Origin of the sequence: Pseudomonas cavernae (assembly GCF_003595175.1) — a bacterium.
Taxonomy (GTDB): Bacteria; Pseudomonadota; Gammaproteobacteria; order Pseudomonadales; family Pseudomonadaceae; genus Aquipseudomonas; species Aquipseudomonas cavernae.
In genome coordinates, this window is record NZ_CP032419.1 from 4,102,066 (window position 1) to 4,127,492 (window position 25,427).

20 protein-coding genes and 2 pseudogenes are annotated in these 25,427 nt (G+C 67.6%); 11 read left to right on the plus strand and 11 right to left on the minus strand.

All coding sequences use genetic code 11. The features are described 5' to 3' along the window. Positions 1-92 precede the first annotated feature (92 nt). Positions 93-1,352, minus strand: coding sequence for an OprD family porin (locus tag D3880_RS18670; protein ID WP_119894919.1), 1,260 nt, complete (start codon positions 1,350-1,352; stop codon positions 93-95). A gap of 204 nt (positions 1,353-1,556) precedes the next feature. On the opposite strand from D3880_RS18670, the gene D3880_RS18675 reads away from it, so the two are divergent. Beyond that, a complete protein-coding gene (locus D3880_RS18675) occupies positions 1,557-2,228 on the plus strand; it encodes a response regulator (RefSeq protein WP_119894920.1) in 672 nt (223 codons plus the stop codon). Then, positions 2,221-3,642 carry a sensor histidine kinase gene (locus tag D3880_RS18680; protein ID WP_119894921.1) on the plus strand — a complete coding sequence of 474 codons (1,422 nt, stop codon included), beginning with the start codon at positions 2,221-2,223 and terminating at the stop codon, positions 3,640-3,642. The genes D3880_RS18675 and D3880_RS18680 overlap by 8 nt, the downstream gene beginning before the upstream one ends. Before the next feature lie 140 nt (positions 3,643-3,782). Here D3880_RS18680 and D3880_RS18685 read toward each other — a convergent pair whose 3' ends face one another. Both D3880_RS18685 and D3880_RS18690 read right to left on the minus strand, forming a co-directional pair. Further along, positions 3,783-4,346 carry a response regulator transcription factor gene (locus D3880_RS18685; RefSeq protein ID WP_119894922.1) on the minus strand — a complete coding sequence of 188 codons (564 nt, stop codon included), beginning with the start codon at positions 4,344-4,346 and terminating at the stop codon, positions 3,783-3,785. Positions 4,347-4,356: 10 nt separating this feature from the next. Continuing rightward, positions 4,357-5,604 carry an ATP-binding protein gene (locus D3880_RS18690; protein WP_119894923.1) on the minus strand — a complete coding sequence of 416 codons (1,248 nt, stop codon included), beginning with the start codon at positions 5,602-5,604 and terminating at the stop codon, positions 4,357-4,359. Between the two features lie 421 nt (positions 5,605-6,025). Between D3880_RS18690 and D3880_RS18695 the strand changes: the two genes are divergently transcribed. The 7 genes from D3880_RS18695 to D3880_RS18725 all read left to right on the plus strand — a co-directional run bounded on the left by D3880_RS18695 (position 6,026) and on the right by D3880_RS18725 (position 14,686). After that, complete coding sequence (locus D3880_RS18695; RefSeq protein WP_119894924.1) at positions 6,026-6,739, plus strand: SIMPL domain-containing protein; 714 nt, start codon at positions 6,026-6,028, stop codon at positions 6,737-6,739. Between the two features lie 171 nt (positions 6,740-6,910). Continuing rightward, positions 6,911-8,512: an ABC transporter substrate-binding protein gene (locus D3880_RS18700; RefSeq protein WP_119894925.1), complete on the plus strand. Its 1,602-nt coding sequence runs from the start codon at positions 6,911-6,913 to the stop codon at positions 8,510-8,512. Positions 8,513-8,693: 181 nt separating this feature from the next. Next, complete coding sequence (locus D3880_RS18705; RefSeq protein WP_119894926.1) at positions 8,694-10,307, plus strand: ABC transporter substrate-binding protein; 1,614 nt, start codon at positions 8,694-8,696, stop codon at positions 10,305-10,307. A gap of 114 nt (positions 10,308-10,421) precedes the next feature. Continuing rightward, a complete protein-coding gene (locus D3880_RS18710; protein ID WP_119894927.1) occupies positions 10,422-11,432 on the plus strand; it encodes an ABC transporter permease subunit in 1,011 nt (336 codons plus the stop codon). 180 nt (positions 11,433-11,612) lie between these two features. Then, entirely contained in the window at positions 11,613-12,512 is a 900-nt protein-coding gene (locus tag D3880_RS18715; RefSeq protein ID WP_119894928.1) for an ABC transporter permease subunit, read from the plus strand. A gap of 213 nt (positions 12,513-12,725) precedes the next feature. After that, entirely contained in the window at positions 12,726-13,700 is a 975-nt protein-coding gene (locus D3880_RS18720; protein ID WP_119894929.1) for an ABC transporter ATP-binding protein, read from the plus strand. Continuing rightward, complete coding sequence (locus tag D3880_RS18725; RefSeq protein ID WP_119894930.1) at positions 13,697-14,686, plus strand: peptide ABC transporter ATP-binding protein; 990 nt, start codon at positions 13,697-13,699, stop codon at positions 14,684-14,686. The genes D3880_RS18720 and D3880_RS18725 overlap by 4 nt, the downstream gene beginning before the upstream one ends. A 59-nt stretch (positions 14,687-14,745) precedes the next feature. Here D3880_RS18725 and D3880_RS18730 read toward each other — a convergent pair whose 3' ends face one another. The 5 genes from D3880_RS18730 to D3880_RS18750 form a co-directional block, all read right to left on the minus strand. After that, positions 14,746-15,669 (minus strand): 5-oxoprolinase subunit C family protein, encoded by a 924-nt coding sequence (locus D3880_RS18730; RefSeq protein ID WP_119894931.1) that lies wholly within the window; start codon positions 15,667-15,669, stop codon positions 14,746-14,748. Continuing rightward, positions 15,666-16,343 (minus strand): 5-oxoprolinase subunit PxpB, encoded by a 678-nt coding sequence (gene pxpB / locus D3880_RS18735; RefSeq protein ID WP_119894932.1) that lies wholly within the window; start codon positions 16,341-16,343, stop codon positions 15,666-15,668. Before pxpB ends, D3880_RS18730 begins: the two co-directional genes overlap by 4 nt. Then, a complete protein-coding gene (locus D3880_RS18740) occupies positions 16,340-17,086 on the minus strand; it encodes a 5-oxoprolinase subunit PxpA (protein ID WP_119894933.1) in 747 nt (248 codons plus the stop codon). Before D3880_RS18740 ends, pxpB begins: the two co-directional genes overlap by 4 nt. A gap of 270 nt (positions 17,087-17,356) precedes the next feature. Continuing rightward, a complete protein-coding gene (locus tag D3880_RS18745; protein ID WP_119894934.1) occupies positions 17,357-19,741 on the minus strand; it encodes a PepSY domain-containing protein in 2,385 nt (794 codons plus the stop codon). A gap of 163 nt (positions 19,742-19,904) precedes the next feature. After that, positions 19,905-22,235, minus strand: a complete 2,331-nt coding sequence (locus D3880_RS18750; protein WP_119894935.1) for a TonB-dependent receptor — start codon at positions 22,233-22,235, stop codon at positions 19,905-19,907. Positions 22,236-22,457: 222 nt separating this feature from the next. Between D3880_RS18750 and D3880_RS18755 the strand changes: the two genes are divergently transcribed. After that, complete coding sequence (locus D3880_RS18755; protein ID WP_119894936.1) at positions 22,458-23,138, plus strand: Fe2+-dependent dioxygenase; 681 nt, start codon at positions 22,458-22,460, stop codon at positions 23,136-23,138. Further along, positions 23,135-23,929: a tetratricopeptide repeat protein gene (locus tag D3880_RS18760; protein WP_119894937.1), complete on the plus strand. Its 795-nt coding sequence runs from the start codon at positions 23,135-23,137 to the stop codon at positions 23,927-23,929. Before D3880_RS18755 ends, D3880_RS18760 begins: the two co-directional genes overlap by 4 nt. Before the next feature lie 47 nt (positions 23,930-23,976). Here D3880_RS18760 and D3880_RS18765 read toward each other — a convergent pair. The 3 genes and pseudogenes from D3880_RS18765 to D3880_RS18775 form a co-directional block, all read right to left on the minus strand. Then, positions 23,977-24,309 (minus strand): annotated as a pseudogene (locus D3880_RS18765) (type III PLP-dependent enzyme); the annotation flags it as partial. Next, positions 24,308-24,661, minus strand: a pseudogene (locus D3880_RS18770) (PepSY domain-containing protein); the annotation flags it as partial. The pseudogenes D3880_RS18770 and D3880_RS18765, both read right to left, overlap by 2 nt. A 46-nt stretch (positions 24,662-24,707) precedes the next feature. Further along, on the minus strand, positions 24,708-25,391 hold the full coding sequence (locus tag D3880_RS18775) for a Fe2+-dependent dioxygenase (protein WP_119894939.1): 684 nt from the start codon (positions 25,389-25,391) through the stop codon (positions 24,708-24,710). Between the last annotated feature and the right edge of the window lie 36 nt (positions 25,392-25,427).

A 25,427-nucleotide genomic window follows, 5' to 3' on the forward strand; every position in this document is an offset into this window, starting at 1 on the left:
AAAAGTCGGTGGATGAAAAAAGCGTCATCCACCCTACGACCAGCCCTCCCCCTACAAGAGGGATGCCGCCTTCCCCGGCGCCTTCGTGGCGACTACAGCGCCAGGCTGTAACCGACGATCACCCGCGTCTCGTCGGCGTCGCGGGCGAAGTCGCTGCGGAAGGTGGCGTTGCGCAGCCGCACGAAGAGGTTCTTCAGCGGCCCGCTCTGCACCACGTACTTCACCTCGCTGTTGCGCTCCCACTCGCCGCCGCGCGCGCTGCTGCCGCTGATGCGCGCATCGTCGCCCTGCACATAGCGGCTCATGAACGTCAGCCCGGGCAGGCCCACGGCCTTGAAGTCGTAGTCGTAGCGCGCCTGCCAGGAACGCTCGTCGGCGTTGGCGAAGTCGTTGATCTGCACGAAGTTGACCAGGTAGGGGTCGCTGCCGTCGACGTAGGCGAAGCCGCTATCGCCGCTCATCTTCTGCGCCGCCAGGCTCAGCTTGTGGCCGCCCAGGGTGTAGCTGAGCAGGCCGTTGAGGGCGCGGTTGTCGACCTCGCCGCCGAGCGCCGCGCCGTCCTCGTCGCTGAGCGACAGACGCAGGTCGGCGCCGAACACGCCGGGGCCGAGCGGCTGGCTAATGAGCAGGCCGAGGAACTGCTGGCGGTACACCTCGTCCAGCCGGGCGAAGTGGTAGCGCGCGGTGAGCCCTTCGGCGAACTGGTAATCGCCGCCGGCGAAGTCGAAGTGCTCGCCGGCGGCGGCGCTGGCGAAGCGGCCGTTCTTGTTGTTCAGGGCGATGTCTTCGCGGTTGCTGGAGTCGCGATCGGTGAACTGGTTCAGGCGACCGCCGCTGAACTGCAGGCCGGCCAGCTCGGCCGAGTCGAGCTGGGTGCCGAAGAAGGTCTGCGGCAGGATGCGCCCGTCGTTGGGCTGCAGGGTCGGCAGGTCGGGGATCAGCGTGCCATAGCGCAACAGGCTCTGCGACAGGCGCAGCTTGGCGGTCAGGCCGAGCTTGGAATATTCGTCCGCCGCGCGGCCGTCGTCATGGGTCGGCAACAGGCCGCTGCCGGTGCGGTCGGGGCTGGAGTCGAGCTTGAGGCCGAGTTGGCCGAGGGCATCCAGGCCGACGCCGACGCTGCCCTCGGTGAAACCCGACTGCAGGTCGAGGATCAGGCCCTGGGCCCACTCCTCGCGCCTGGACTGGCCGGTGCCCTCGCGGAAGTCGCGGTTGAAGTAGATGTTGCGCGCTTCCAGGCGCGCGCTGGCGTCGTCGACAAAGGCCGCCTGACTGAACGGGGCGAAGGCGGAAACACTGCAAGCGAGGCTGATACAGGCGCGCGCGGGGAGCTGCCGGGAGGCAGAAGACATGGGGCGTTCTCCGATCTTGTTGTTATGGTGCGGGGCGCCACCCTGGGCGGCGGCCCATCGTCAGCGGTCGCACGGACCACCGCGGGCACGAGCCTAAGACCGCCAGCTTTCAGCCGGCTTTCAGCGTGAAAGAAACTCCGCCGGCGGCTCCGGCACCGCGGCGAGCCGTTACACTGCCTGGAAACGGGTTGGGGAGGAGTCGCGATGCGCATCCTGCTGGTCGAGGATCATCCGCCGCTGGCCGACAGCGTGGCCGCGGCACTCAAGAGCGGCGGCTGGACGGTGGACGTGCTGGGCGACGGGGTGGCCGCAGACCTGGCGCTGCAGAGCGAGGAGTATGCCCTGGCGATCCTCGACATCGGCCTGCCGCGGCTGGACGGCTTCGAGGTGCTGGCGCGCCTGCGCGGTCGCGGCCAGACCCTGCCGGTGCTGCTGCTGACCGCCCGTGGCGAGGTCAAGGACCGCGTGCACGGCCTCAACCTCGGCGCCGACGACTACCTGGCCAAGCCCTTCGAGCTGGCCGAGCTGGAGGCGCGGGTCAAGGCCCTGCTGCGGCGCAGCCTGCTCGGCGGCGAGCAGAAACAGCAGTGCGGCGCGCTGGTCTACGACCTCGGCACGCGGCGCTTCAGCCTCGCCGGCGAATTCCTCAGCCTCACCGCGCGCGAGCAGGCGGTGCTGGAAGTGCTGATCGCCCGCCCCGGCCGGGTGCTGAGCAAGGAACAGCTGGCCGCCCAGGTGTTCGGCCTGGATCAGGACGCCAGCCCGGACGCCATCGAGATCTACGTGCACCGCCTGCGCAAGAAGCTGGAAGGCAGCGAGGTCGCGATCGTCACCTTCCGCGGCCTCGGCTACCTGCTGGAAGCCCGCAATGCCTGAGCCGGATGAAACGCTCGCGGCGCCGCCTACGCGGGCTGGCAGCCTGCGCGGCGGCCTGCTGCGGCGTCTGGCCCTGCTGCTGGTGCTGCTGGTCCTGGCCAGCGGCCTGAGCGCCTACTGGAACGGCCGCAGCGCCGCCGACACCGCCTACGACCGCACCCTGCTGGCCACCGCGCGGGCGATCGCCGCCGGCCTGCAGGTGCGCGCCGGCAAGCTGCAGGCCGAGGTGCCCTACGCGGCGCTCGACACCTTCGCCTTCGACAGCGCCGGGCGTCTCTACTACCAGGTCAGCGACCCGCAGCAGCACTGGGTGTCCGGCTACGAGAACCTGCCGGCGCCGCCCGCCAAGACCCCGCTGACCCGCGACTACCCGGCGCTGGCGCGCTTCTACGATGCTGACTACCAGGGCCAGAAGGTGCGCGTGGTCAGCCTGCTGCAACCGATCAGCGAGCCACAGCTCAATGGCATGGCCGAGGTGCGCGTGGCCGAGACCGCCCAGGCGCGCGAGCGCATGGCCCGCGAACTGGCGCTGGATACCCTGTGGCGCCTCGGTGCGCTCGGTGGCGCCGCGCTGCTGCTGGTGTGGCTGGCGGTGAGCGCCGCACTGCGGCCGCTGCAGCACCTGCGCCGGGCGGTCGAGGCGCGCCAGCCGGACGACCTGCGGCCGCTGCCGGCGGTCGCGGTGCAGCGCGAACTGCAGCCGCTGGTGGCGGCGCTCAACCATTTCACCGAACGCCTGCGCGAGCAATTCGAGCGCCAGGCGCGCTTCATCGCCGATGCCGCCCATGAACTGCGCACGCCGCTGGCGGCGCTCAAGGCGCGCCTCGAGCTGGGCCTGCGCGGCAGCGAACCGCAAGCCTGGCGCAGCACCCTGGAGGAAGCCGGCCGGCACACCGAACGCCTGACCCAGCTGGCCAATCAGCTGCTGTCGCTGGCACGCATCGAACACGGCGCCCGTGCCATCGCCGAAGGCGGCGCCGCGCGTCTCGACCTCAGCCAGCTGGCCCGTGAGCTGGGCCTGGCGCTGGCGCCGCTGGCCCATCAGCGCGGCGTCGCCCTGGCCCTGGAAGCCGAGCGGCCGGTGTGGATCCACGGCGAGCCGACGCTGCTCAACGAACTGCTCAGCAACCTGCTGGACAACGCCCTGGCGCACACCCCGGCGGGCGGCAACGTGGTACTGCGGGTGTTGCCGCCGGCGCGCCTGGAAGTGGAAGACGACGGTCCGGGGATTCCGCCGGAGGAACGCGACAAGGTGTTCCAGCGTTTCTACCGGCGCCAGCCGCAGAGCGGCGGGGCGGGCCTCGGCCTGGCCATAGTCGGCGAGATCTGCCGCGCCCACCAGGCCAGCATCAGCCTGGATCAGGGCGCGGCGGGCGGGCTACTGATCCGCATCGAGTTCCCGCCGCTGTTGTAGGTTGGCGTTGAGCGCAGCGATAGCCAACGCGCGGCGGGTCGGGCGGCAGATGATGGGTATCGCTGCGCTCAACCCATCCTACGTCTACCGCTCCGTAGCCCGGATGCAATCCGGGAAACCGGCAGCTCCGCTCCCGAATCTCAGCGGCGTACCGGGCGCTTCTGCAATTTGCGCTGCAGGGTGCGCCGGTGCATGCCCAGGGCGCGGGCGGTGGCGGAGATGTTGCCGTCGTGCTCGGCGAGCACGCGCTGGATGTGCTCCCACTGCAGGCGATCGACCGACATGGGGTTTTCCGGCACCAGGCTGTCGAGGTCGGCGTGTTCGGAGACCAGGGCGGTGAGCACGTCGTCGGCGTCGGCCGGCTTGCACAGGTAGTTGGCCGCGCCGCGCTTGATCGCCTCCACCGCGGTGGCGATGCTCGAATAGCCGGTGAGGATCACCACGCGCATCTCGGCGTCCAGTGCCAGCAGTTGCGGCAGCAGCACTAGGCCGGAGTCGCCTTCCATCTTCAGGTCGAGCACCGCGTAGTCGGGCAGGTCGGCCTTGGCCACGGCCAGCCCCTCTTCGGCCGAATTGGCGACGCTGACGCGCAGGCCGCGGCTGGTCATGGCCCGCGCCATGACGCGGGTGAAGGTGGCGTCATCGTCGACCAGCAGCAGATGCGGCTGCTCTTCGCCCTCGGGCAGATTGCTCTCGTCGCTCATGCAGGTGTCCTCAAGGCAAACGGGGCAGGCGCAGCTCGGTGAGCGTGCCGCCCTCTTCATGGTTATACAACTTCACCGAACCGCCGGCACGGGTCACGCTGGCCTGACTGAGGAACAGGCCGAGACCGAAGCCCTTGCCGCCCTTGGTGGTGATAAACGGCTTGCCGATCTGCTCGGCAATCGCCAGCGGCACCCCGACGCCATGGTCGCGGATGCTCAGCACCAGCGTCTCGGCATCCCAGTCGAGGCGGATGTCGAGCTTATCCGGGCAGGCATCGGCGGCGTTGTTGAGCAGGTTGAGCAGCGACTGGGTCAGATCGGCCGGCGGCTGCAGGCGCGGCACCGTGCCCTGGCCGAGGCACTGGTAGCGGTAGGTGGCTTCCGGGCGCATCAGGTGCCAACGGTTCAGCGTGCTCTCCAGCCACTGCACCACGGGCTGCTCGACCACCGCCTGGCGGCGGTCGGCCTCGGCGGCGCGCACCAGATGCTGCAGGCTGTCCTTACACAGGCGCACCTGCTCCTGCAGCACACCGAGGTCTTCCTGCAGCAGCGGGTCGGCGTGTTCACGGCGCAGCTCCTTGATCAGCACGCTCATGGTCGCCAGCGGCGTGCCCAACTCGTGGGCGGCGCCGGCGGCCTGGGTGGCGACGGCAAGCAGCTGCTGGTCGCGCAGGTCTTCCTCGCGGCGCTGCGCGCGCACCTGCTCCTGGCGGCGCAGCTCCTCGGCCATCTTCGCGGCGAAGAAGGTGATCAGCGCCGCGGCCATGGCGAAGCTCAGCCACATGCCATAGATCAGCAGCTTCTCGCGCTCGATCAGCTGCATCTCCAGCGGGTGGTAGAACACCAGCAGCAGGGTGTAGCTGGCCAGGGCCAGGCCGGAAAGCAGCACCGAGTAGAACCACGGCAGGGTCGCCGCGGCAATGGTCAGCGGCACCAGGTAATAGGAGACGAAGGGGTTGGTCGAGCCGCCCGAGTAGTACAGCAGCACGCTGTGGATGATCAGGTCGCAGGCCAGCTGCACCGCGTATTCCAGCTCGGTGACCGGCCATGGCCCGCGCAGCCGTAGAGCGGTCAACCCGCAGAGCACCGCCGAGACGCCGAGGGTGACGCTCAATGCCAGCCACGGCAGGTCGAGGAAACCGGAGCGGTAGGCGAAACCCACCGAGCCGGCCTGGGCGGCCAGCACCAGAATGCGGATCAGGGTCAGGCGCCAGAGGTTCTGGTGGCTGGCGGACAGCAGTTGCGCGGGTTCGAGCATAGGGTCTCCGAGTCTCGAACGAGTATACCCAAGCCCCCGGAGCTGCCGCCCGTCTGCGGCAAAGCGCCGCAGACGATTGGGCCAAACAGCCCCTCTCCCTAACCCTCTCCCGTAAACGGGAGAGGGGGCTGGTAAGGAGGTGACTGCGAGCAACCCGACCATATAGGCCCATGCGCCGCTCGGGCTGTCCTATCGATACCCCCCTGAACCACTCGCCCCCTCGACTATTGATGGGAGACGACTGCATGGATGCAGTAGATAGGGCGACGCAGGAAGCCAAAGCCGAGGGACCGGGGGAGCGGGCAAGCCGGCAGCACCACGCCAGCCCTGCGAAAAAACCCAAAAGAATTGAACCCGCGTTAACCCGGACAGTCCCAACGCCCCGTCTAAGCTCGGGTAGTCCCAATTACAGGAGTTCGTTATGCCCACTCTCACCCGCCTGACCGCCGCCCTGGCGCTCTGCGCCGCCACCCTCGCCAGCCTGCCGCTGCACGCCGAAGAGCTGCGCTACAACCAGATCGCCCTGCGTGCCGAGGTCAGCCAGGACGTCGCCCACGACCTGATGCACGTCACCCTCTACAGCGAGGCGCAGGACAGCGATCCGGGCAAGCTCGCGGCGACCGTCACCGCCAACCTCAACCGCGCCGTGGAGCGGGCCCGCAAGGAGCAGAAGGTCAGCGTCAGCCTCGGCAGCCGCAACAGCTACCCGATCTACGACAAGGACGGGCAGAAGATCACCGGCTGGCGCGAACGCGCCGAGCTGCGCCTGGAAAGCGCCGACTTCGCCGCGCTGTCGCAGCTCACCGGCGAACTGCTCGGCGAGCTGAAGATGGCCAGCATGGACTTCGCCATTTCCAAACCGAGCCGCAAGAAGAGCGAGGACGCCTTGCTCAAGCAGGCCGTGACTGCCTTCCAGGAACGCGCCCAGCTGGCCACCGCGGCGCTCGGCGGCAAGGGCTACAAGCTGGTCAGCCTCAACCTCAACAGCGCCGGCTTCCGCCCGTTGATGGTGCAGCGCATGGATGCGGCGCCGGCGGCCATGTCGATGGGCAAGATGGAGGCCCAGCAGATCGAGGCCGGCACCAGCGAGGTGACGGTCAACGCCGATGGTGTCATCGAGGTGCAGATGCCCTGAGCGAATCCGGGCGCCGCCACGGCTGGCGGCGCCCCGGTCGGCAGCGTTGCCGCACGGCGACAGTCATTTACAGCTTCTACACTCATTCCCTACAGCGCCTGCAGGCGGCATAGCCCTGCATGGCTTCTCGCAAGACCGCCCTCAAGCTCACCGCCACAAGATGAGGTGAACATGCGCAAGAATGCCGTCATCCAAGCGTTGATTGCCGCCGGGCTGCTCGCCAGCGCGCCGCTCGTCAACGCCGCCAGCACCCTGGTGTTCTGCTCCGAAGGCAGCCCCGCCGGCTTCGACCCCGGCCAGTACACCACCGGCACCGACTTCGACGCCTCCGCCGAAACCGTGTTCAATCGCCTGACCCAGTTCGAGCGCGGCGGCACCGCGGTGATTCCCGGCCTGGCCGAGAAGTGGGAAGTTTCCACCGACGGCAAGCGCTACACCTTCCACCTGCGCCCGGGCGTGAAGTTCCACACCACCGAGTACTTCAAGCCGACGCGCACGTTCAACGCCGACGACGTGCTGTTCACCTTCCAGCGCATGCTCGACAAGAACCACCCGTTCCGTAAGGCCTACCCCACCGAATTCCCCTACTTCACCGACATGGGCATGGACGCCAACATCGCCAAGGTCGAGAAAGTCGATGACCTGAGAGTGCAGTTCAGCCTCAACCAGGTGGATGCCGCCTTCATCCAGAACCTGGCGATGAGCTTCGCCTCGATCCAGTCCGCCGAGTACGCCGAGCAGTTGCTGAAAGCCGGCAAGGCCGCCGACATCAACCAGAAGCCGGTCGGCACCGGCCCCTTCGTGTTCAAGCGCTACCAGAAGGACGCGCAGATCCGCTTCAGCGCCAACAAGGACTACTGGATCCCCGACGAGGTGAAAGTCGACAACCTGATCTTCGCCATCAACACCGACGCCTCGGTGCGCATGCAGAAGCTCAAGGCCGGCGAATGCCAGGTCACCCTGTTCCCCCGCCCGGCCGACCTGGAAGCGCTGAAGAAAGATCCGAAGCTGAACATGCCGTCACAGCCCGGCTTCAACCTCGGCTATATCGCCTACAACGTCACCCACAAGCCGTTCGACCAGCTCGAAGTGCGCCAGGCGCTGGACATGGCGGTGAACAAGCAAGCCATCATCGGCGCCGTCTACCAGGGCGCCGGCCAGCTGGCGGTGAACGGCATGCCGCCGACCCAGTGGTCCTACGACGAGACCATCAAGGATCCCGCCTACAACCCGGCCAAGGCCAAGGTGCTGCTGCAGCAGGCCGGCCTGGCCGAAGGCACCGAGATCACCCTGTGGGCCATGCCGGTGCAGCGCCCGTACAACCCCAACGCCAAGCTGATGGCCGAGATGCTGCAGGCCGACTGGGCCAAGATCGGCATCAAGGCGAAGATCGTCAGCTACGAATGGGGCGAGTACATCAAGCGCGCCAAGGGCGGCGAGCATGACGCCATGCTGATCGGCTGGAGCGGCGACAACGGCGACCCGGACAACTGGCTGGGCACCCTCTACGGCTGCGACGCGGTGGCCGGCAACAACTTCTCCAAGTGGTGCGACCCCCTCTACGACAAGCTGATCAAGGAAGCCAAGGCCACCTCCGAGCAGGCCAAACGCATCGAGCTGTACAAGCAGGCCCAGCACATCCTCAAGGAACGGGTGCCGATCACCCCGATCGCCCACTCCACGGTGTACCAGCCGATGCGCAAGAACGTGCAGGACTTCAAGATCAGCCCGTTCGCGCTGAACGCCTTCTACGGCGTCAGTCTCGGCAAATAAGCCTGGACGGAGACAAGTACCGGGGGTTAGCCGCGCAGCGTCGTAACCCACCATCGATGGCACGAGGGGTTGCCGACCTGACGGCCTGGTTGGTGGGTTACGCCTTCGGCTAACCCACCCTACGCGTTGCAGGCGACGACCCACCCTTAGCGCCCTGCGCCAACACCCGCAAGGATTGCCCATGCCCCGAAGTTTGCTGTGCCTGGCGCTGTGTCTGCCCCTGCAGCTGTGGGCCGGGCAGTCCCTGGTGGTGTGCACGGAAGCGGCGCCGGAAGGCTTCGACATCGTCCAGTACACCGCCGCCACCACTGCCGATGCCGCCGCGGAGACGCTGTTCGACCGCCTGGTGCAGTTCGCCCCCGGCACCACGCGGATCGTGCCGGCGCTGGCGCAAAGCTGGGAAATCTCCGCCGATGGTTTGAGCTACACCTTCCGCCTGCGCGCTGGCGTGCAGTTCCATCACACGCCCTGGTTCACCCCGAGTCGGCCGTTCGACGCCGACGACGTGCTGTGGAGTTTCCAGCGCCAACTCGACCCGCAGCACCCCTGGCACACGCTGTCGCCGCGCGGTTTTCCCTATGTCGAGTCGATGGCCCTCGGGCAGCTGATCGCGCGCATCGACAAGCTCGACGCCCAGCACGTGCGCTTCGTCCTCAAGCACCCCGAGGCGCCATTCCTCGCCGACCTGGCGATGGGCTTCGCCTCGATCTACTCGGCCGAATACGCCGCACAGCTGCTGCAGGCCGGCACGCCCGAACGGCTCAACAGCCAGCCGGTCGGCACCGGTCCGTTCGTCTTCGAGCGCTACGCCAAGGACGCGCAGATCCGCTATCGCGCCAACCCGGACTACTGGGCCGGCAAGCCGCCGCTCGACAAGCTGCTGTTCGCCATCACCCCCGATCCCAACGTGCGCGTGCAGCAGGTCAAGGCCGGCGCCTGCCAGGTGGCGCTGTACCCCAAGCCCACCGATGTGCCGGCGCTGCGCCAGGAGCCCAAGCTGCGCCTGGGCGAGCAGGAGGCGCTGATGATCGCCTACGTCGCCCTCAACACCCGTCATCCGCCGCTGGATGACGTGCGCGTGCGCCAGGCCATCAACCTCGCCTTCGACAAGCAGGCCTATATCCGCGCCCAGTACGGCGAGGGCGCCGCCAGCCCGGCGGTGAACCCCTACCCGCCGAGCCTGCTCGGCTACAACGGCGCGATCGCGCCCTGGCCGCACGACCCCGCACGCGCCAAGCGCCTGCTGGCCGAAGCCGGGCACGCGAGCGGCTTGAAGCTGTCGATCTGGACCCGCCCCGGCGGCGGGCCGACCAACCCCAACCCCGGCATCGGCGCGCAGATGCTGCAGGCCGACCTCGCCGCCATCGGCATCCAGGCCCAGATCCGCGTCTACGAGTGGGGCGAGCTGATCAAGCGCGCCAAGCACGGCGAGCACGATCTGGTGTTCATGGGCTGGGTCGGCGACAACGGCGATCCGGACAACTTCCTCACCCCCAACCTGTCCTGCGCCGCGGCCAAGAGCGGAGAGAATCAGGCCGGCTGGTGCAACCCGCAATTCGACGCGCTGATCCGCCAGGCCCGGCAAAGCCGCGAACAGGGCGAACGCGCCGCGCTGTATCGTCAGGCCCTGGAAATCTTCCACGAGCAGGCACCGTGGATTCCCCTCGCCCATCCGAAGCTGTTCATCCTGTTCAGCCCGGAGGTCGAGGGCTTGCGCATGAGCCCGCTCGGCTCGAACAATTTCGCCAGAGTTAGGCGACAATCGCCGCCGCCCGCGGTCGACCATAACCCCTAGGGTGGATTAGCCGCGCAGCGGCGTAATCCACCGCCGCGCCAGGAGAGTCGCCAGCCAACCATTGACGGATTAGGCTGCGCTAATCCGCCCCACATGACTGGAGTAGCCGTCACCATGCTGTCCTTTATCGCCCGCCGGCTGGGACTGCTGATTCCGACCTTCTTCGGCGTCACCCTGCTGACCTTCGCGCTGATTCGCCTGATCCCCGGCGACCCGGTGGAAGTGATGATGGGCGAACGCCGGGTCGACCCGCAGATGCACGCCGAAGCCATGCACCGCCTCGGCCTCGACAAGCCACTGGCCGCGCAGTACCTCGATTACATCGGCCAGCTCGCCCAGGGCGACCTCGGTGAATCGCTGCGCACCCGCGAAGGCGTATGGAGCGAATTCCTCGCCCTGTTCCCGGCCACCCTGGAACTGGCCATCGCCGCCCTGCTGTTCGCCGGCACCCTAGGCCTGCTGGCCGGGGTGATCGCCGCGCTGAAGCGCGGCTCACTGTTCGATCACGGGGTGATGGGCATCTCCCTGGCCGGCTATTCGATGCCGATTTTCTGGTGGGGTCTGCTGCTGATCATGTTCTTCTCCGTGTGGCTGGGCTGGACGCCGGTGTCCGGGCGCATCGACCTGCTCTACGACATCGAGCCGCGGACCGGCTTCATGCTCATCGATACGCTGCTCTCGGAAGAACCAGGCGCCTTCGTCGACGCCCTCAGACACCTGATCCTGCCGGCCATCGTGCTCGGCACCATCCCGCTGGCGGTGATCGCACGGATGACCCGCTCGGCGATGCTCGAAGTGCTGCGCGAGGACTACATCCGCACCGCCCGCGCCAAGGGCCTGTCGCCGGCGCGGGTGGTGTTCGTGCATGGCCTGCGCAACGCGCTGATCCCGGTCATCACGGTGTTCGGCCTGCAGGTCGGCGCGCTGCTCTCCGGCGCGGTGCTGACCGAGACCATCTTCTCCTGGCCGGGCATCGGCAAATGGCTGATCGAGGCGATCGGCGCGCGCGACTACCCAGTGGTGCAGAACGGCATCCTGCTGATCGCCTGCCTGGTGATCCTGGTCAACTTCGTCGTGGATATCCTCTACGGCCTGGTCAACCCGCGCATTCGCCATCAGCGCTGAGGAGCGTCGCATGCCCATCCAGCCACGCCAAACCGCTCTATGTAGGAGCGAATTCATTCGCGATCAGGCCGCCACCGCGTGGCCTAGCTTCGCGGATAAATCCGCGCCTACAAGGGCCCGCAGCGCCGCGCAAACACGGGTTGCACCGGGCTGTTTCAGCTTCGATCGGGAGACCCTGCGATGACTTCTGCGGTGACCGATCAGGCCCTGCTCTACCCCTCGCCGTTGAAGGAGTTCTGGCAGGCCTTCGCGCATAACAAGGGCGCCGTCGGCGGGCTGGCCTTCATGCTCTTGATCCTGATCTGCGCGCTGTTCGCGCCGTGGCTCGCCCCGCACGATCCCAGCGAGCAGTTCCGCGACTTCCTCCTCACCCCGCCGGCCTGGCTGGAGGGCGGCCAGGCGCAGTTCCTGCTCGGCACCGACGAGCTCGGCCGCGACCTGCTCTCCAGGCTGATCCACGGCGCGCGCCTGTCGCTGCTGATCGGCCTGAGCTCGGTAGTGCTGTCGCTGCTGCCCGGCGTGCTGCTCGGCCTGGTCGCCGGTTTCTTCCCGCGCCTGCTCGGCCCGGCGATCATGCGCCTGATGGACATCATGCTGGCCCTGCCGGCGCTGCTGCTGGCGGTGGCCATCGTCGCCATCCTCGGCCCCGGGCTGATCAACACGGTGATCGCCATCGCCGTGGTGTCGCTGCCGTCCTACGTGCGCCTGACCCGCGCCGCGGTGCTGAGCGAACTGACCCGCGACTACGTCACCGCCGCGCAGTTGGCGGGAGCGGGCCCAATGCGCCTGATGTTCGTCAGCGTGCTGCCCAACTGCATGGCGCCGCTGATCGTGCAGGCCACCCTGAGCTTCTCCTCGGCCATTCTCGATGCCGCCGCGCTGGGCTTCCTCGGCCTCGGTGTGCAGCCGCCGACGCCCGAGTGGGGCACCATGCTGGCCTCGGCGCGCGACTACATCGAGCGCGCCTGGTGGGTGGTGTCGCTGCCCGGCCTGACCATCCTGCTCAGCGTGCTGGCGATCAACCTGATGGGCGACGGCCTGCGCGACGCGCTCGACCCGCGCCTGAAGAATGTCCAGTGAGGTGCCAGGGATGAACAGTCGAGTAGCCCGGATGCAATCCGGGGGAACCAGGCCCCAAAGTCCCGGATTGCATCCGGGCTACCCCCCCTCTCCCGTTTACGGGAGAGGGGCCGGGGGAGAGGGCAAACCGGCGCCTGAGTCGCCAGCCGCCCTCTCCCCAGCCCTCTCCCATGAATGGGCGAGGGGGCAGTCCGTGCATAAGAGAACGCCCTGATGAGCCTCCTCGATATCCAAAACCTCAGCGTGCGCTTCGGCGACGCCAGCGCCGTGCCGGTGGTCGACGGCCTCGACCTCAGCGTCGACCAGGGCGAGGTGCTGGCCATAGTCGGCGAGTCCGGCTCCGGCAAGTCGGTGACCATGCTCGCCCTGCTCGGCCTGATCGACCCGCCCGGCCGGGTGACGGCGGACGCCCTGCGGTTCGACGGCACCGACATGCTGCGCCTCAAGGGCAGGCAGCGCCGGCACATAGTCGGCAAGGACCTGGCGATGATCTTCCAGGACCCGATGAGCGCGCTCAACCCCAGCTATACCGTGGGTTTCCAGATCGAGGAAGTGCTGCGCCAGCACCTCGGCCTCAAGGGCCAGGCCGCCCGCCAGCGCGCCCTGGAACTGCTCGAGCGGGTGGAGATCCCGGCCGCCGCCAGCCGCCTGCGGGCCTACCCGCACCAGCTCTCCGGCGGCATGAGCCAGCGCGTGGCGATTGCCATGGCGATCGCCGCCGAACCCAAGCTGCTGATCGCCGACGAACCGACCACCGCGCTGGACGTGACCATCCAGGCGCAGATCATGGATCTGCTGCTCGACCTGCAGCGCGACCGGGGCATGGCCCTGGTGCTGATCACCCACGACCTCGCCGTGGTCGCGGAAACCGCCCAGCGCGTGTGCGTGATGTACGCCGGCCAGGCGGTGGAAATCGGCGAGGTGCCGCGCCTGTTCGACGCGCCGACCCACCCCTATACCGAGGCGCTGCTCAAGTCGATTCCCGAGCACTGCCTGGGCGACCGCCGGCTGTCGACCCTGCCCGGCATAGTCCCCGGCCGCTACGACCGCCCGCACGGCTGCCTGCTGGCACCGCGCTGCCCCTATGCGCAGGCCCACTGCCACGCCCAGCGTCCGACTCTGGACGCCCACGCCCATGGCGCGGTGCGCTGCTTCTATCCGCTCAACCTCAGCGAGGAGGCCCGATGACCGGTGTACCGACCCCCGAAGTGGTGCTCACCGCCCGCGAGCTGACCCGCCACTACGAAATCTCCCGCGGCCTGTTCAAGCCGCACGCCACGGTGCGCGCGCTGAATGGCGTGTCCTTCGAATTGACGGCGGGCAAGACCCTGGCGGTGGTCGGCGAATCCGGCTGCGGCAAATCCACCCTGGCGCGCGCCCTGACCCTGATCGAGCAACCGACTTCCGGCTCGCTGCAGATCGCCGGCCAGGAGGTCACCGGCGCCAGCAAGGCCGAGCGCAAGCAGCTGCGCCGCGACGTGCAGATGGTGTTCCAGAACCCCTACGCCTCGCTCAACCCGCGGCAGAAGATCGGCGACCAGCTGGCCGAGCCGCTGCTGATCAACACCCCGCTGTCGCGCGCCGAGCGCCGCGAGCGGGTGCAGGCGATGATGCAGCAGGTCGGCCTGCGCCCCGAGCATTACCAGCGCTACCCGCACATGTTCTCCGGCGGCCAGCGCCAGCGCATCGCCCTGGCGCGGGCGATGATGCTCAATCCCAAGGTGCTGGTGGCCGACGAACCGACCTCGGCGCTGGACGTGTCGATCCAGGCCCAGGTGCTCAACCTGTTTATGGACTTACAAGAGCAGTACGGCACCGCCTACGTGTTCATCTCCCACAACCTGGCGGTGGTCCGCCACGTGGCCAACGAGGTGCTGGTGATGTACCTCGGCCGCCCGGTGGAGATCGGCTCCAGCGCGCGCATCTATGCCCGCCCGCTGCACCCCTACACCCAGGCGCTGCTGTCGGCGACCCCGACGATCCATCCCGATCAGCTGAAGCCGAAGATCAAGATTGTCGGCGAACTGCCCAACCCCCTCGACCCGCCGCCCGGCTGCGCCTTCCACAAGCGCTGCCCCTATGCGACCGAGCGCTGCCGGGTCGAAGTGCCGGAACTGCGCCTGCTGGATGCGCGGCAGGTGGCCTGCCACCATGCCGAGACGATCAACGCCTGACGGACAACGCCCTCTTCCTCCGGGAGAGGGCTGGGGTGAGGGGTGAAAAGCGGTGCTGCCTACGGGCGGCCGAAGAACCGATAGAACTCGCGCAGTTCCGCCTGGGCGTCGGCGATGCTCACCTGGGTGAAGCGCAGCCTCTGCTGTGCCGGGCATTGCGCCAGGCGGTTGAGATCGAGCGGGTGCAGCCAGCCGAGCACGGGATAACCGCCCATGGTCTGGTGGTCGGCCAGGAGGATGATCGGCTGGCCGTCCGGCGGCACCTGGATGGCGCCGCGGCTCATGCCCAGGGACCACTGCCGCTGCGGCGCCTGTAGCGGCTCGCCCTGCAGGCGCGCGCCCATGCGATCGGACTGTGGGCTGAGCCGCCAACCCTGGCTAAAGAAGGCCCGCAGCTGCTCGGCGGCGAACTCCAGCGCATCGCCACCGGTGATCACCCGCAGCAATGGCGCCACGCGATAGTCCGGCTGGTAGGGCCAGGGTACGCTGGCCGTGCACTCGAAACTGGCCGCCGCACAGGGCAGCAGATCGCCGGTGGCCAGCTTGGCGCCCTGCCCTGCCAAACCGCCCAGGCCTTCACGCACCTGGGTGCTGACACTGTCGAGCACCAGGCTGACGCGAAAGCCACCCGCCACCGCCAGGTAGGCACGCTGGCCGCTGCGGGCAAAACCCAGCTTGAGGCGCTGGCCGGCGCGCAGCGGAAAGCGCGACCAAGCCGGCAGCGGCACGCCATCGACAGTGGCCGGCAACTCGGCTCCGGTCAGTGCCAGCCAGGTATCGACCCGGCTCTGCAACTCCACATCGCCCAGGGCGATCTCCAGCAACGGCGTGCCCCAGGGGTTGTCCAACAGGCGATTGGCCCAGGCCGCGGCATGCCAATCCAGCGCTCCGCTCGGCGACACGCCGAGATGCTGCCAGCCGTGCCGGCCGCCGTCTTGCAACAGGCTCAGCGGCCCCGGCCTGAGCACCAGCAGGCCACTCACGACTGGCCGCCTGCGGCGCGGTAAGTGGCCTCGTCGATGGGCAGGAAACGCACTCGATCACCCACGGCCAGCGGACAGGGCGGCGTCGCGTGCACATCGAACAGCGTCCAGGGGCACAGACCGAGCAGATGCCAGCCACCGGGCGAGGCCTGCGGATAGATCGCCGTCTGCCGTTCGGCGATGGCCAGGCTGCCGGCCGGCACCCGCGTGCGTGGCGTGGCGTGGCGCGGCAAAACCAGGCGCGGGTGCAGTTCGCCGAGATAGGCAAAGCCCGGGGCGAAGCCGATGGCGCCGACGCGGTACTCGGTGGCACTGTGCAGCTCGATCACCTGGCCGATGCTCAGACCACAGGCGCTGGCCACTTCGGCCAGGTCCGCGCCGGCGTACCACACCGGTATCTCGTGCAGCCGCGCCGGTGTGGCGGCCGGCGGTTCGGCCATCCAGCGTTCCAGCAGCGGGGTCAGGCGCTCGGCCAGTTGCACATGGTCGGTACGCAACAGGTCGTAGTGCAGCAGCAAGGTGGTCCAGCCGGGCACCAGGTCGGTGAGCAGCGGCCCCAGCTCACGGCGGACATGTTCGGCCAGCGCGGCGATGCGTTGCGGCAGATGCACGTCCGGCGCCTCGGCCAGCACCAGCAACAGGGCCTCGGCCCCGGCCGGCTCCAGGCGGATCATGCGGCGTCCAGTTGCGCGCGCAGGCGGCGCAGCACGGCCAGTGACTCGGGGTTGTCGCCATGCACGCAGAGGCTGTCGGCCTGGAGCTGCAAGGGCTTACCGTCGAGATCGGCGAACGGCTGACCACGGGCGATGCTCAGGGCCTGGCTGAGAGTCCGCTCGGGGTCCTGGTGCACCGCCCCGGCCAGGCGCCGCGGCGCCAGCTGGCCGTCAGCCAGGTAGGCGCGGTCGGCGAAGGCTTCGAACAACAGCGGCACGCCGACCGCCGCGGCCAGGCGCCGCTCGCGGCTGTTGTCGGCCAGGGCCAGGACCATCAGCGGCAAGTCCCGGCGGAAACTGGCGCAGGCGCGCAACACCGCGTCGAGCAACTCGTCGTCGCGCACCAGGTCGTTGTACAGCGCGCCATGCGGCTTGACGTAGGCAAGCTGGGTGCCGGCGGCCTGGCAGAAGGCGTCCAGCGCGCCGAGTTGGTAGAGCACCAGGGCCTCCACTTCCTCCGCCGAGCAGGCCAGGTGGCGGCGACCGAAGCCGGCCAGGTCGGGGTAGGACGGGTGGGCGCCGATGCTCACCCCGTGCTGCACCGCCAGGGCGACGGTGCGCTGGATGGTCAGCGGGTCGCCGGCGTGAAAGCCGCAAGCCAGGTTGGCCTGATCGATCAGCGGCATGGCATGGGCGTCGTCGCCCATGCGCCAGGCGCCGAAACTTTCGCCCATGTCGCAGTTGAGAAGAATGCGGGTAGTCATGGGGAGAATTATGGCGGAATTCACCGCAGCGCGGTTGTAGGAGCTGGCTGGCGATCAGCGACCACACAAGCGCATCGCCAGCGAGCGGGCGGGCTCCTACAGTTTCGTAGGGTGGATGGCGCTTTGCACATCCACCGGCTTTTGGTGGAAAACGCTGCGCGGTTTTCCACCCTACGGCGTACGGAAACCACAGCCCGTAGGATGGGTTGAGCGTAGCGATACCCATCATGGCGTTTCGATGGGTATCGCAGGCTCAACCCATCCTACGACTCAATAGACGTCGCGGCGGTAACGGCCTTCCTCGGTCAATTGCTGGACGGCGACATCGCCCAGCACTTTGCGCAGCACTTGGTCGACGCCAGCGGCCATGCCTTCGAGGCTGCCGCAGACATAGATCGCCGCGCCGTCAGCCACCCAGTTGCACAGCTCAGCAGCGGCTTGGCGCAGATCGTCCTGCACGTAGCGCTTCTGCGCCTGATCGCGGGAGAAGGCCAGATCCAGGCGCGCCAAGGATCCATCCGCCAGCCAGCCCTGCAGCTCATCGCGGCAGTAGAAATCGTGGGCGGCGTTGCGCTCGCCGAACAGCAGCCAGTTGCGCGACTGTCCGGCGGCGATGCGCGCCTTGAGCAGGGCGCGCAGACCCGCCAGGCCGCTGCCGTTGCCGATCAGCAGCAGCGGACGGTCGTCTTCCGGGGCATGGAAGGCGCTGTTGCGCCGCACCCGGGCTAGCAACTCGTCGCCCAGCCCTGCCTCGCGGGTTAGCCAGCCGGAGCCGAGGCCGAGGCGGCCGTCGGCATGCCGCTCCTGACGCACGATCAGCTCCAGCGCGCCGTCCGCAGGCAACGAGGCGATCGAGTAGTCGCGCGCGCCCAGTTCGGCCCGGTTGCGCGGCAGTACTTCGAGCAGGTCGCCGGCCTGCCAGTCGGCGCCGGCCGGCGCCTGCAGACGCAGCAGATAGGTCGGCGCGCCGGCGCTGCCAGGGTTCAGGCAGGCGCGACCGAGCAGGCGCCAGGCAGCGAAGGGCCGTTCGGCCGGCACCTGCAGGGCCACGCCGCTGAGCTGGCCAAGCTGGCGCTGCCAGGCGTCGAGCGCCGCGGCATCGCCGCTGTCCACCTCCACCGGGGCGAACAGGCTGCTGGCGCCCTGACGACCGAGCCAGTCGTGCAGGCGGCGGGCGAAGCCGCAGAAGTCCTGGTACTGGCGATCACCGAGGGCGAGCACGGCGTAACTGAGGTGGCCCAGGCCGAGCTCGCGGCCGAGCAACTGGCGCTCGAAGCCGCGGGCGCTGTCCGGCGACTCGCCATCGCCGAAGGTGCTGACCACGAACAGCGCCTTGTGCGCCTGGCGCAGGCCCTGCGCGTCCAGCTTGGCCAGCGGCCGCACCTGCACCGGTTGACCGGCGGCCTGCAGCTGGCCGGCGGCCTGCCAGGCCAGCTGCTCGGCCAGGCCACTCTGGCTGGCGAAACCGATCAGCCAACCCTCACCGTCGCTGCGGACATCGCCACGCGCCGCGCGGATCGCGCGCTTCTTGCGCCGGCGGTCGAGATACAGCAGCCAGCCGGTGATGGCGAACAGCGGCATCGCCGCGCTGGCGAGCAGCATCAGGATGCGCCCGGGCAGGCCGAAGTATTCGCCGACGTGCAAGGCATAGACGCTGGTCAGCAGCTGCGCCTTGAAGCTCTTGTCGGCGTAGCGCTCGTGGCGGGCGACCTGGCCGCTGGCCGGGTCGAGCTGGATCTGGTTGAGCGCGCGCGGGTGCTCGGCATCGGCGAGCAGGTAGAACACCGTCGCCGGTTGCCCGCCGACCGGCGGCAGGCGCAGGTTGTAGGCGGTCATCTGCGGCCCGGCGGCAGTCTGGATGCTCTGCCACACTGCCGCATAGTCGACCACCAGCGGCGGCCCGGACGGCGCCGGCATGCCGCGCCCGCCCTGGCGGCCCTCGCCGCGACGCTCGCCGGGCTTGCCGCGCTGTTCGCCGGCCGGCGCATCGGCGAGCAGCTTGTTCAGCCCCTCGCGATACCAGTCGTAGGACCAATACAGGCCGGTCACGGCGGCCAGCAGGTAGAACAGCAGGCACCAGGTGCCGGCCACCGCGTGTAGGTCCCAGTTGAAGCTGCGGCCCTTGCGCGCCCAGTCCAGGGTCAGCCAGGCGCGCCAGTTGCCGGCCTGGCGCGGCCAGCGCAGGTACAGCCCGGACAGGCAGAAGAACAGCAGCGCCAGGGTGCTGGCGGCGGTGATCTGCTTGCCGGTCTCGCCCATGGCGAGGAAGCGGTGCAGCTGCAGCATCAGCTCGAAGAACTGCTGGCCCGTGGGCTCACCGAGCAGTTCACCGCTGTAGGGATCGAAATAACGCATCGGCCCGCGCCGCTCGCCCGCGGGCGGGGTGAAGAACACTCGCGCGGCGCTGTCGCCGCGGGGGTCGACCCACAGCCCGGACACCGTCTTGCCGGCCGCCGCCTCGAGCTTGGGCACCAGCTCGGCCGGCGGCAGCACGCCGGACTCACGGACCTGGACGCGCAGGGTGTCCGGGTTGAGCGCGCGCATGATCTCGCCCTCGAAGCTGTAGAGGGCGCCGGTCACGCCCATCAGGGCGAGGACCAGACCGGCGGTGATGCCGAAGAACCAGTGCAGTTGGAAGAGGATTTTCTTGAACACGACGCCTTCACCTTGATCTGTCCTGCCGACATAACAGGACGGTGCAAATTCTATTTGAGAACTTCTTGCACTTGGGAGCCTTTACCGAATGCTTACTCAACGCCACAAAAATGAAAAAACCCGCCAGACATGCTGCCTGGCGGGGCTTGTGTATCAACTCGCGTTAGAAGTGCACGTTGGTGCTGAACAACGCGGTACGCCCGGCCGCCTGGTTGGCGAAGTGGCTGGTGAAGGCCTTGTCGTAGTAGACCTCGTCGGTGAGGTTCTGCACGTTCAGCTGCAGGTCGACGTTCTTGGTCAGCTGGTAGCTGGCCATTGCGTCGTAGCGCCAGTAGGACTCGACGTACAGGGTGTTGGCGACGTTGCCCCACACATCGTCGACGTAGAACGCACCGCCGCCGACGGTCAGCTTCGGCATGAGCTCGTAGGTGGTCCACAGGCTGAAGCTGTTCTTCGGCACGTTGGGGATTTCGTTGCCGTTGCTGGTGTTGGTCACGAAGATCGGCGCGGCGGTGGTGCCGATATTCAGGTTGCCGCCATCGACCAGTTCGCTGTCGAGGTAGCTGTAGCCAGCGAACACTTGCCACTTGTCGGTCAGCTTGCCGGTGGCGCTCAGCTCGATGCCGTCAACCCGCGTCGTGCCAGCGTTCTGGAAGGTGTTGGCGTCAATCTGGATGCGCGCGTTGTCCTTCTCGGTACGGAAGATCGCTGCAGTCAGCGACAGGCGATTGTCGAGCACGTCCCACTTGGTCCCCAGCTCGTAGTTCTTGGTGTCTTCCGGCTCCAGTTCGTTGTTCACCGTGGACGCAGTCAGCGGGTTGCCGTCGGTGCCTTCGCCGATCATCGCGCCGGGCGGCGTCGACGAGGTGGCGTAGGACACGTAGACGCTGCCGTTCTCGCGCGGTTTCCAGACCAGGCCGATCTGGCCGTTCCAGAAATTGCTGTCGTTGGAGAGCTTGGTCACGCCGGTCGCCGCGGTGGTCTTGGCGTCCGTATCGAAACTGTCGTAGCGCAGGCCGAGGTTGAGCAGCCACTGCGGATCCAGCTCAATGGTGTCGAAGCCATAGATGGAGCGGGTATCGGCAGTGGTGTCGGTGCCCAGATAGTTGCGCGCGACACTGCCGTTCCACGGATCGTCCGGGTTGGGATTGCTCAGCGAGGTGCAGTTGTAGCCGCTGGGCGCGCCGATTGTGGCCAGGGTGCAGTTGGTGCTGGAAGGCACTGCGGCGGTGATCGGAGTCCGCGGCGTGGTATCGGTGTTCACCGTGTAACTGGAACGGTCCGATTCTTCGCGGCTGAACTCGATGCCGGTCGAGAAGCTGTTATTGAAGCCGGCCAGCTGGAATTCGCCGAACAGATCGGTCTGGTTGGTGGTGGTCGCGGTATTGCCGACGCGGCTGTTGGCGCGGCGCCACAGCGAGCCGTTGCGCACGTTGCCCTTGCTATCGTCCGGCTGGGTCAGGATGTAGTCCTGCATGCTGTTGCCGTGGCGCAGGGTGTTCTTGATGGTCAGCGAATCGTTGAGGTCGTGCTCGATGGCGAAGGTGGCGATGTCCGCGCGGGTCTTGCGGAAGTCGCGGTTGGTCAGGCCATAGAAATTGCTGCTGTCGCCGCCGTCGGTGGGTTTGTCCGGGCTCGCCGCGGTATGCGTGGTACCCACGGAGTAACCATAGGGGATCCCCGAATCGGGCAGGTCGTTGCTTTCCATGTGGTAGAAGTCGAGGTTCACCCGGGTCGGTGTACCCAGCCCGAAGGCCAGCGACGGTGCGATGCCCCAGCGGTCGTAGTTGACCTTGTCACGCCCCGCCACGTTGCTCTCGTGGCTCATCAGGTTGAGACGGCCCGCGGCGGTATCGGTGAACTGGTAATTGCCATCCAGGGTGTAGCGCTGAGTCTGGTCGGATCCCCAGGTAAAACCGCCATCGAAGGAATTGCCGAGGTGGGCCTTCTTGCTCACCAGGTTGATGCTGCCACCGGCCGAGCCGCGACCGCCCATGGAGGAGTTCGGGCCCTTGCTGACCTCGATCGACTCCACGGCAAAGATCTCGCGGGTCTGCGCACCGGCGTCGCGCACGCCATCCAGGTAGGTATCGCCCTGCGCGTCGAAGCCACGAATGAACGGCCGGTCGCCCTGCGGGTTACCACCCTCACCGGCGCCCATGGTGATGCCTGGCACGGTGCGCAGCGCGTCTTGCAGGGAAACTGCAGCGGTGTCTTTCAGCACTTGCTGCGGCACCACGGTGACCGAGCGCGGGGTATCCACCAATGGCGCGGTGTATTTCGACGACTGCGCCTTCTCGACCTGATAGCTGGTCCCTTCCGCCTGCTCGCCAACCACGCTGGTGGCATCCAGCGACACGCTCTGCTTCTTCGCGGCAGCGGCATCGGCGGCCTGCGCCAGCGGCGCGGCGGACAGGGTGGAAATGGCGACGCCGATTGCCGTGGCAAGCAGACGCGGCGAGGAGACTGTGGTTTCCGTGGACGTGCAAAACATGACGCTTCCCTCCCCTTGGGATTGCAAAGGCGGCGGAAGTTATTTCAATAAGGACACATTTGCAATTGATACAAATTCGCATTCGCCGAATTTACCAAGTCCTTACATTCCTGTTGGCGCGAATGGCGGCCGCCGCTGCGGAGCCGGACGGACACGCGTTTTACAGATCCAATGAGAATCTCTAACATTGGCGGCCGAATTTCATTCGCGCCCGGTAACGCCATGCTTTTGCACATCCCCGGCATCTTCAATCGCGAAGAAGTCCACCGTATCCGCCAGGCCCTGGAACAGGCACAGTGGGTCGACGGCAAGTCCACCGCCGGCTACCAGTCGGCCAAGGCCAAACGCAACCTGCAGTTGACCGACGACAACCCGCTGGCTCGCGAGATCAGCGAAGTGATGCTGCAGCGCCTGTGGCAGAACCCCTTGTTCATGTCCGCGGCGCTGCCGCACAAGGTGTTTCCCCCGCTGTTCAATTGCTACACCGGTGGCGGCGCGTTCGACTTTCATATCGACAACGCCATCCGCCAGGTGAAGAACAGTCCGGAGCGCGTGCGCACCGATCTGTCCTCCACGCTGTTCTTCAGCGACCCGGACGACTACGCCGGTGGCGAGTTGGTGATCCAGGACACCTACGGCAGTCAGCGGGTCAAGCTGCCGGCCGGCGACCTGCTGCTGTATCCGGCCAGCAGCCTGCACAAGGTCGAAGCCGTCACCCGTGGCGCCCGCTACGCCTCGTTCTTCTGGACGCAGAGCCTGGTACGCGAGGACAGCCAGCGCACCCTGCTGTTCGAGATGGACCAGGCCATCCAGCGCCTGACCGTGGATGTGCCCGACCACCCGGCGTTGATCCAGTTGACCGGCAATTATCACAACCTGCTACGCCGCTGGGCGGACGTGTGAGCCATGTCCTGCGCCGCCGTGAGTCGGTCGACGGCGCGCAACTCGCCGAGCAGCTGGACAGCGATCCGCAGCGTGCCGCGCGGGCGATTCTCAGCGCCGCCGCCGCGGGTATGCTCGACGCGCAGACCCTGCTCGGGCAGATCCTCCTGCAAGGCCGTGGCATAGCGCGCGACGAGCCGCTGGCGCGGCAATGGTTTCGCATCGCCGCCCAGGCCGGCGACGCCATGGCGCACAACATGCTCGGCCGCTGCCTGGAGCATGGCTGGGGCGGCCACGCCGACCTGGCGGCGGCGGCCCAGCACTATCGGCAGGCGGCGGAGGGCGGACTCGACTGGGGCCTGTACAACCTCGCCAACCTGCTGGCCACCGGACGCGGCGTCGCTCAGGATCACACCCAAGCCCTGCAGCTGTACCTGCGCGCCGCCGAACAAGGGCATGCCAAGTCGATGAACCTGGTCGGCCGTTACCATGAGGAAGGCCTCGGCGTCGCAGCCGACCCGGCCTTGGCCTTGCACTGGTATCAACGCTCCGCGGCGGGTGGCGATTTCCGCGGCCAGTTCAGCCTGGCGGCGGTCCTGGCCGCGCAGGGCCAGGTTGTGGAAGCCGAACACTGGCTGCGCCAGGCACTCGCCGGCGGCAATCTGAATTTCTTCCGCGCGACCCGCGCCGCCCTGCTCGCGGCCGCTCAACCGCCGCTGCGTGCCCTGGCCCTGGACTACCACCGCCGCGCCGCCGAACTCGGCGACGAAAACGACCGCGAAGCCCTCGCCGCACTGCTCGAAAGCGCCTGACCACAAAAAAACCCCGCAGATGCGGGGCTTGTTCGTTGCAGCTCGGCTTACAGGTAGAAGGCCTTCAACGGCGGGAAGCGGTTGAACTCCACCATGCTGTAGCTGGTGGTGTAGGCGCCGGTGGACAGCCAGTACAGGCGGTCGCCGATGGCCAGGTTGAGCGGCAGGCCGTACTTGTACTGCTCGTACATGATGTCGGCGCTGTCGCAGGTCGGGCCGGCGATCACCACTTCTTCCATCTCGCCCTTCTTCTCGGTCCAGATCGGGAACTTGATCGACTCGTCCATGGTTTCGATCAGGCCGGAGAACTTGCCGACATCGGTGTACACCCAGCGCTCAACGGCAGTACGCGACTTACGCGCGACCAGCACCACTTCGCTGCCCCGTCGGCTCGGCCAGCAACTCGCCGCTGTAGGGGTCGAAATAACGCATCGGCCCGCGCCGCTCGCCCGGCGCTGGGCTGAAGAACACCCGTGCAGCGCTGTCGGCGCGGGTATCGACCCACAGGCCGTTGACCGTCTTGCCGGCCGCCGCCTCGAGCTTGGGCACCAGCTGCGCCGGCGGCAGCACGCCGGACTCGCGCACCTGAACCCGCAAGGTATCCGGGTTGAGGGCGCGCATGATCTCGCCTTCAAAGGAATACAGCGCGCCGATGACGCCCATCAACGCCAGCACCAAGCCGGCGCTGATGCCGAAGAACCAGTGCAACTGGAACAGAATTTTTTTCAACACGTGGATCACCTTGGTGTCGCCCAGACAGGCGGCTTTGGCTTTTACCCTACACTTCGGCCCAGCGCCGCAGCAGGTTGTGATACACGCCGGTCAACTGCACGCTGCTGGCGTGCCCGGCGCCCAGCTCCCGATTGAGTTGCTGGATGCTCGAATCCAGATCGAACAGAAGGCTGCGCTGACCGTCATCGCGGACCATGCTTTGCAGCCAGAAGAACGAGCAGACGCGCGCCCCGCGAGTGACCGGATTGACCCGGTGCAGGCTGGTGGACGGATAGAGGATCAAATCGCCGGCCGCCAGCTTGACGCTGTGGGTGCCGTAGGTGTCCTCCACCAGCAGCTCGCCGCCGTTGTACTCGTCCGGATGGGTGAAGAACAGGGTGGCGGACAGGTCGGTGCGGATGCGCTCGCCCGTGCTACGCACTTCGCGCACGGCGTTATCCACATGCAGGCCGAACGACTGGCCGCCCTGGTAGCAGTTGAACAGCGGCGGGAACACCTTGCTCGGCAGGGCTGCGGAGATAAACAGCGGATTGCGCCCGAGCGCCTGCAGAATCAGTTCGCCCATCTGCCGGCCCTCGGGGCTGTCCTCGGGCAGCTGCAGGTTGTCCTTGGCCAAGGCCGACTGGAAACCGGCGGTGGCCTTGCCATCGATCCACTGCGCCTGTTGCAGCAGGCGCCGGCAGTCGGTGACCTGTTCGGGGGTCAACACCTTGGGGATATGCACCATCATCGCGACTATCTCCTGATACGCCAAAGCCCCGCCGAA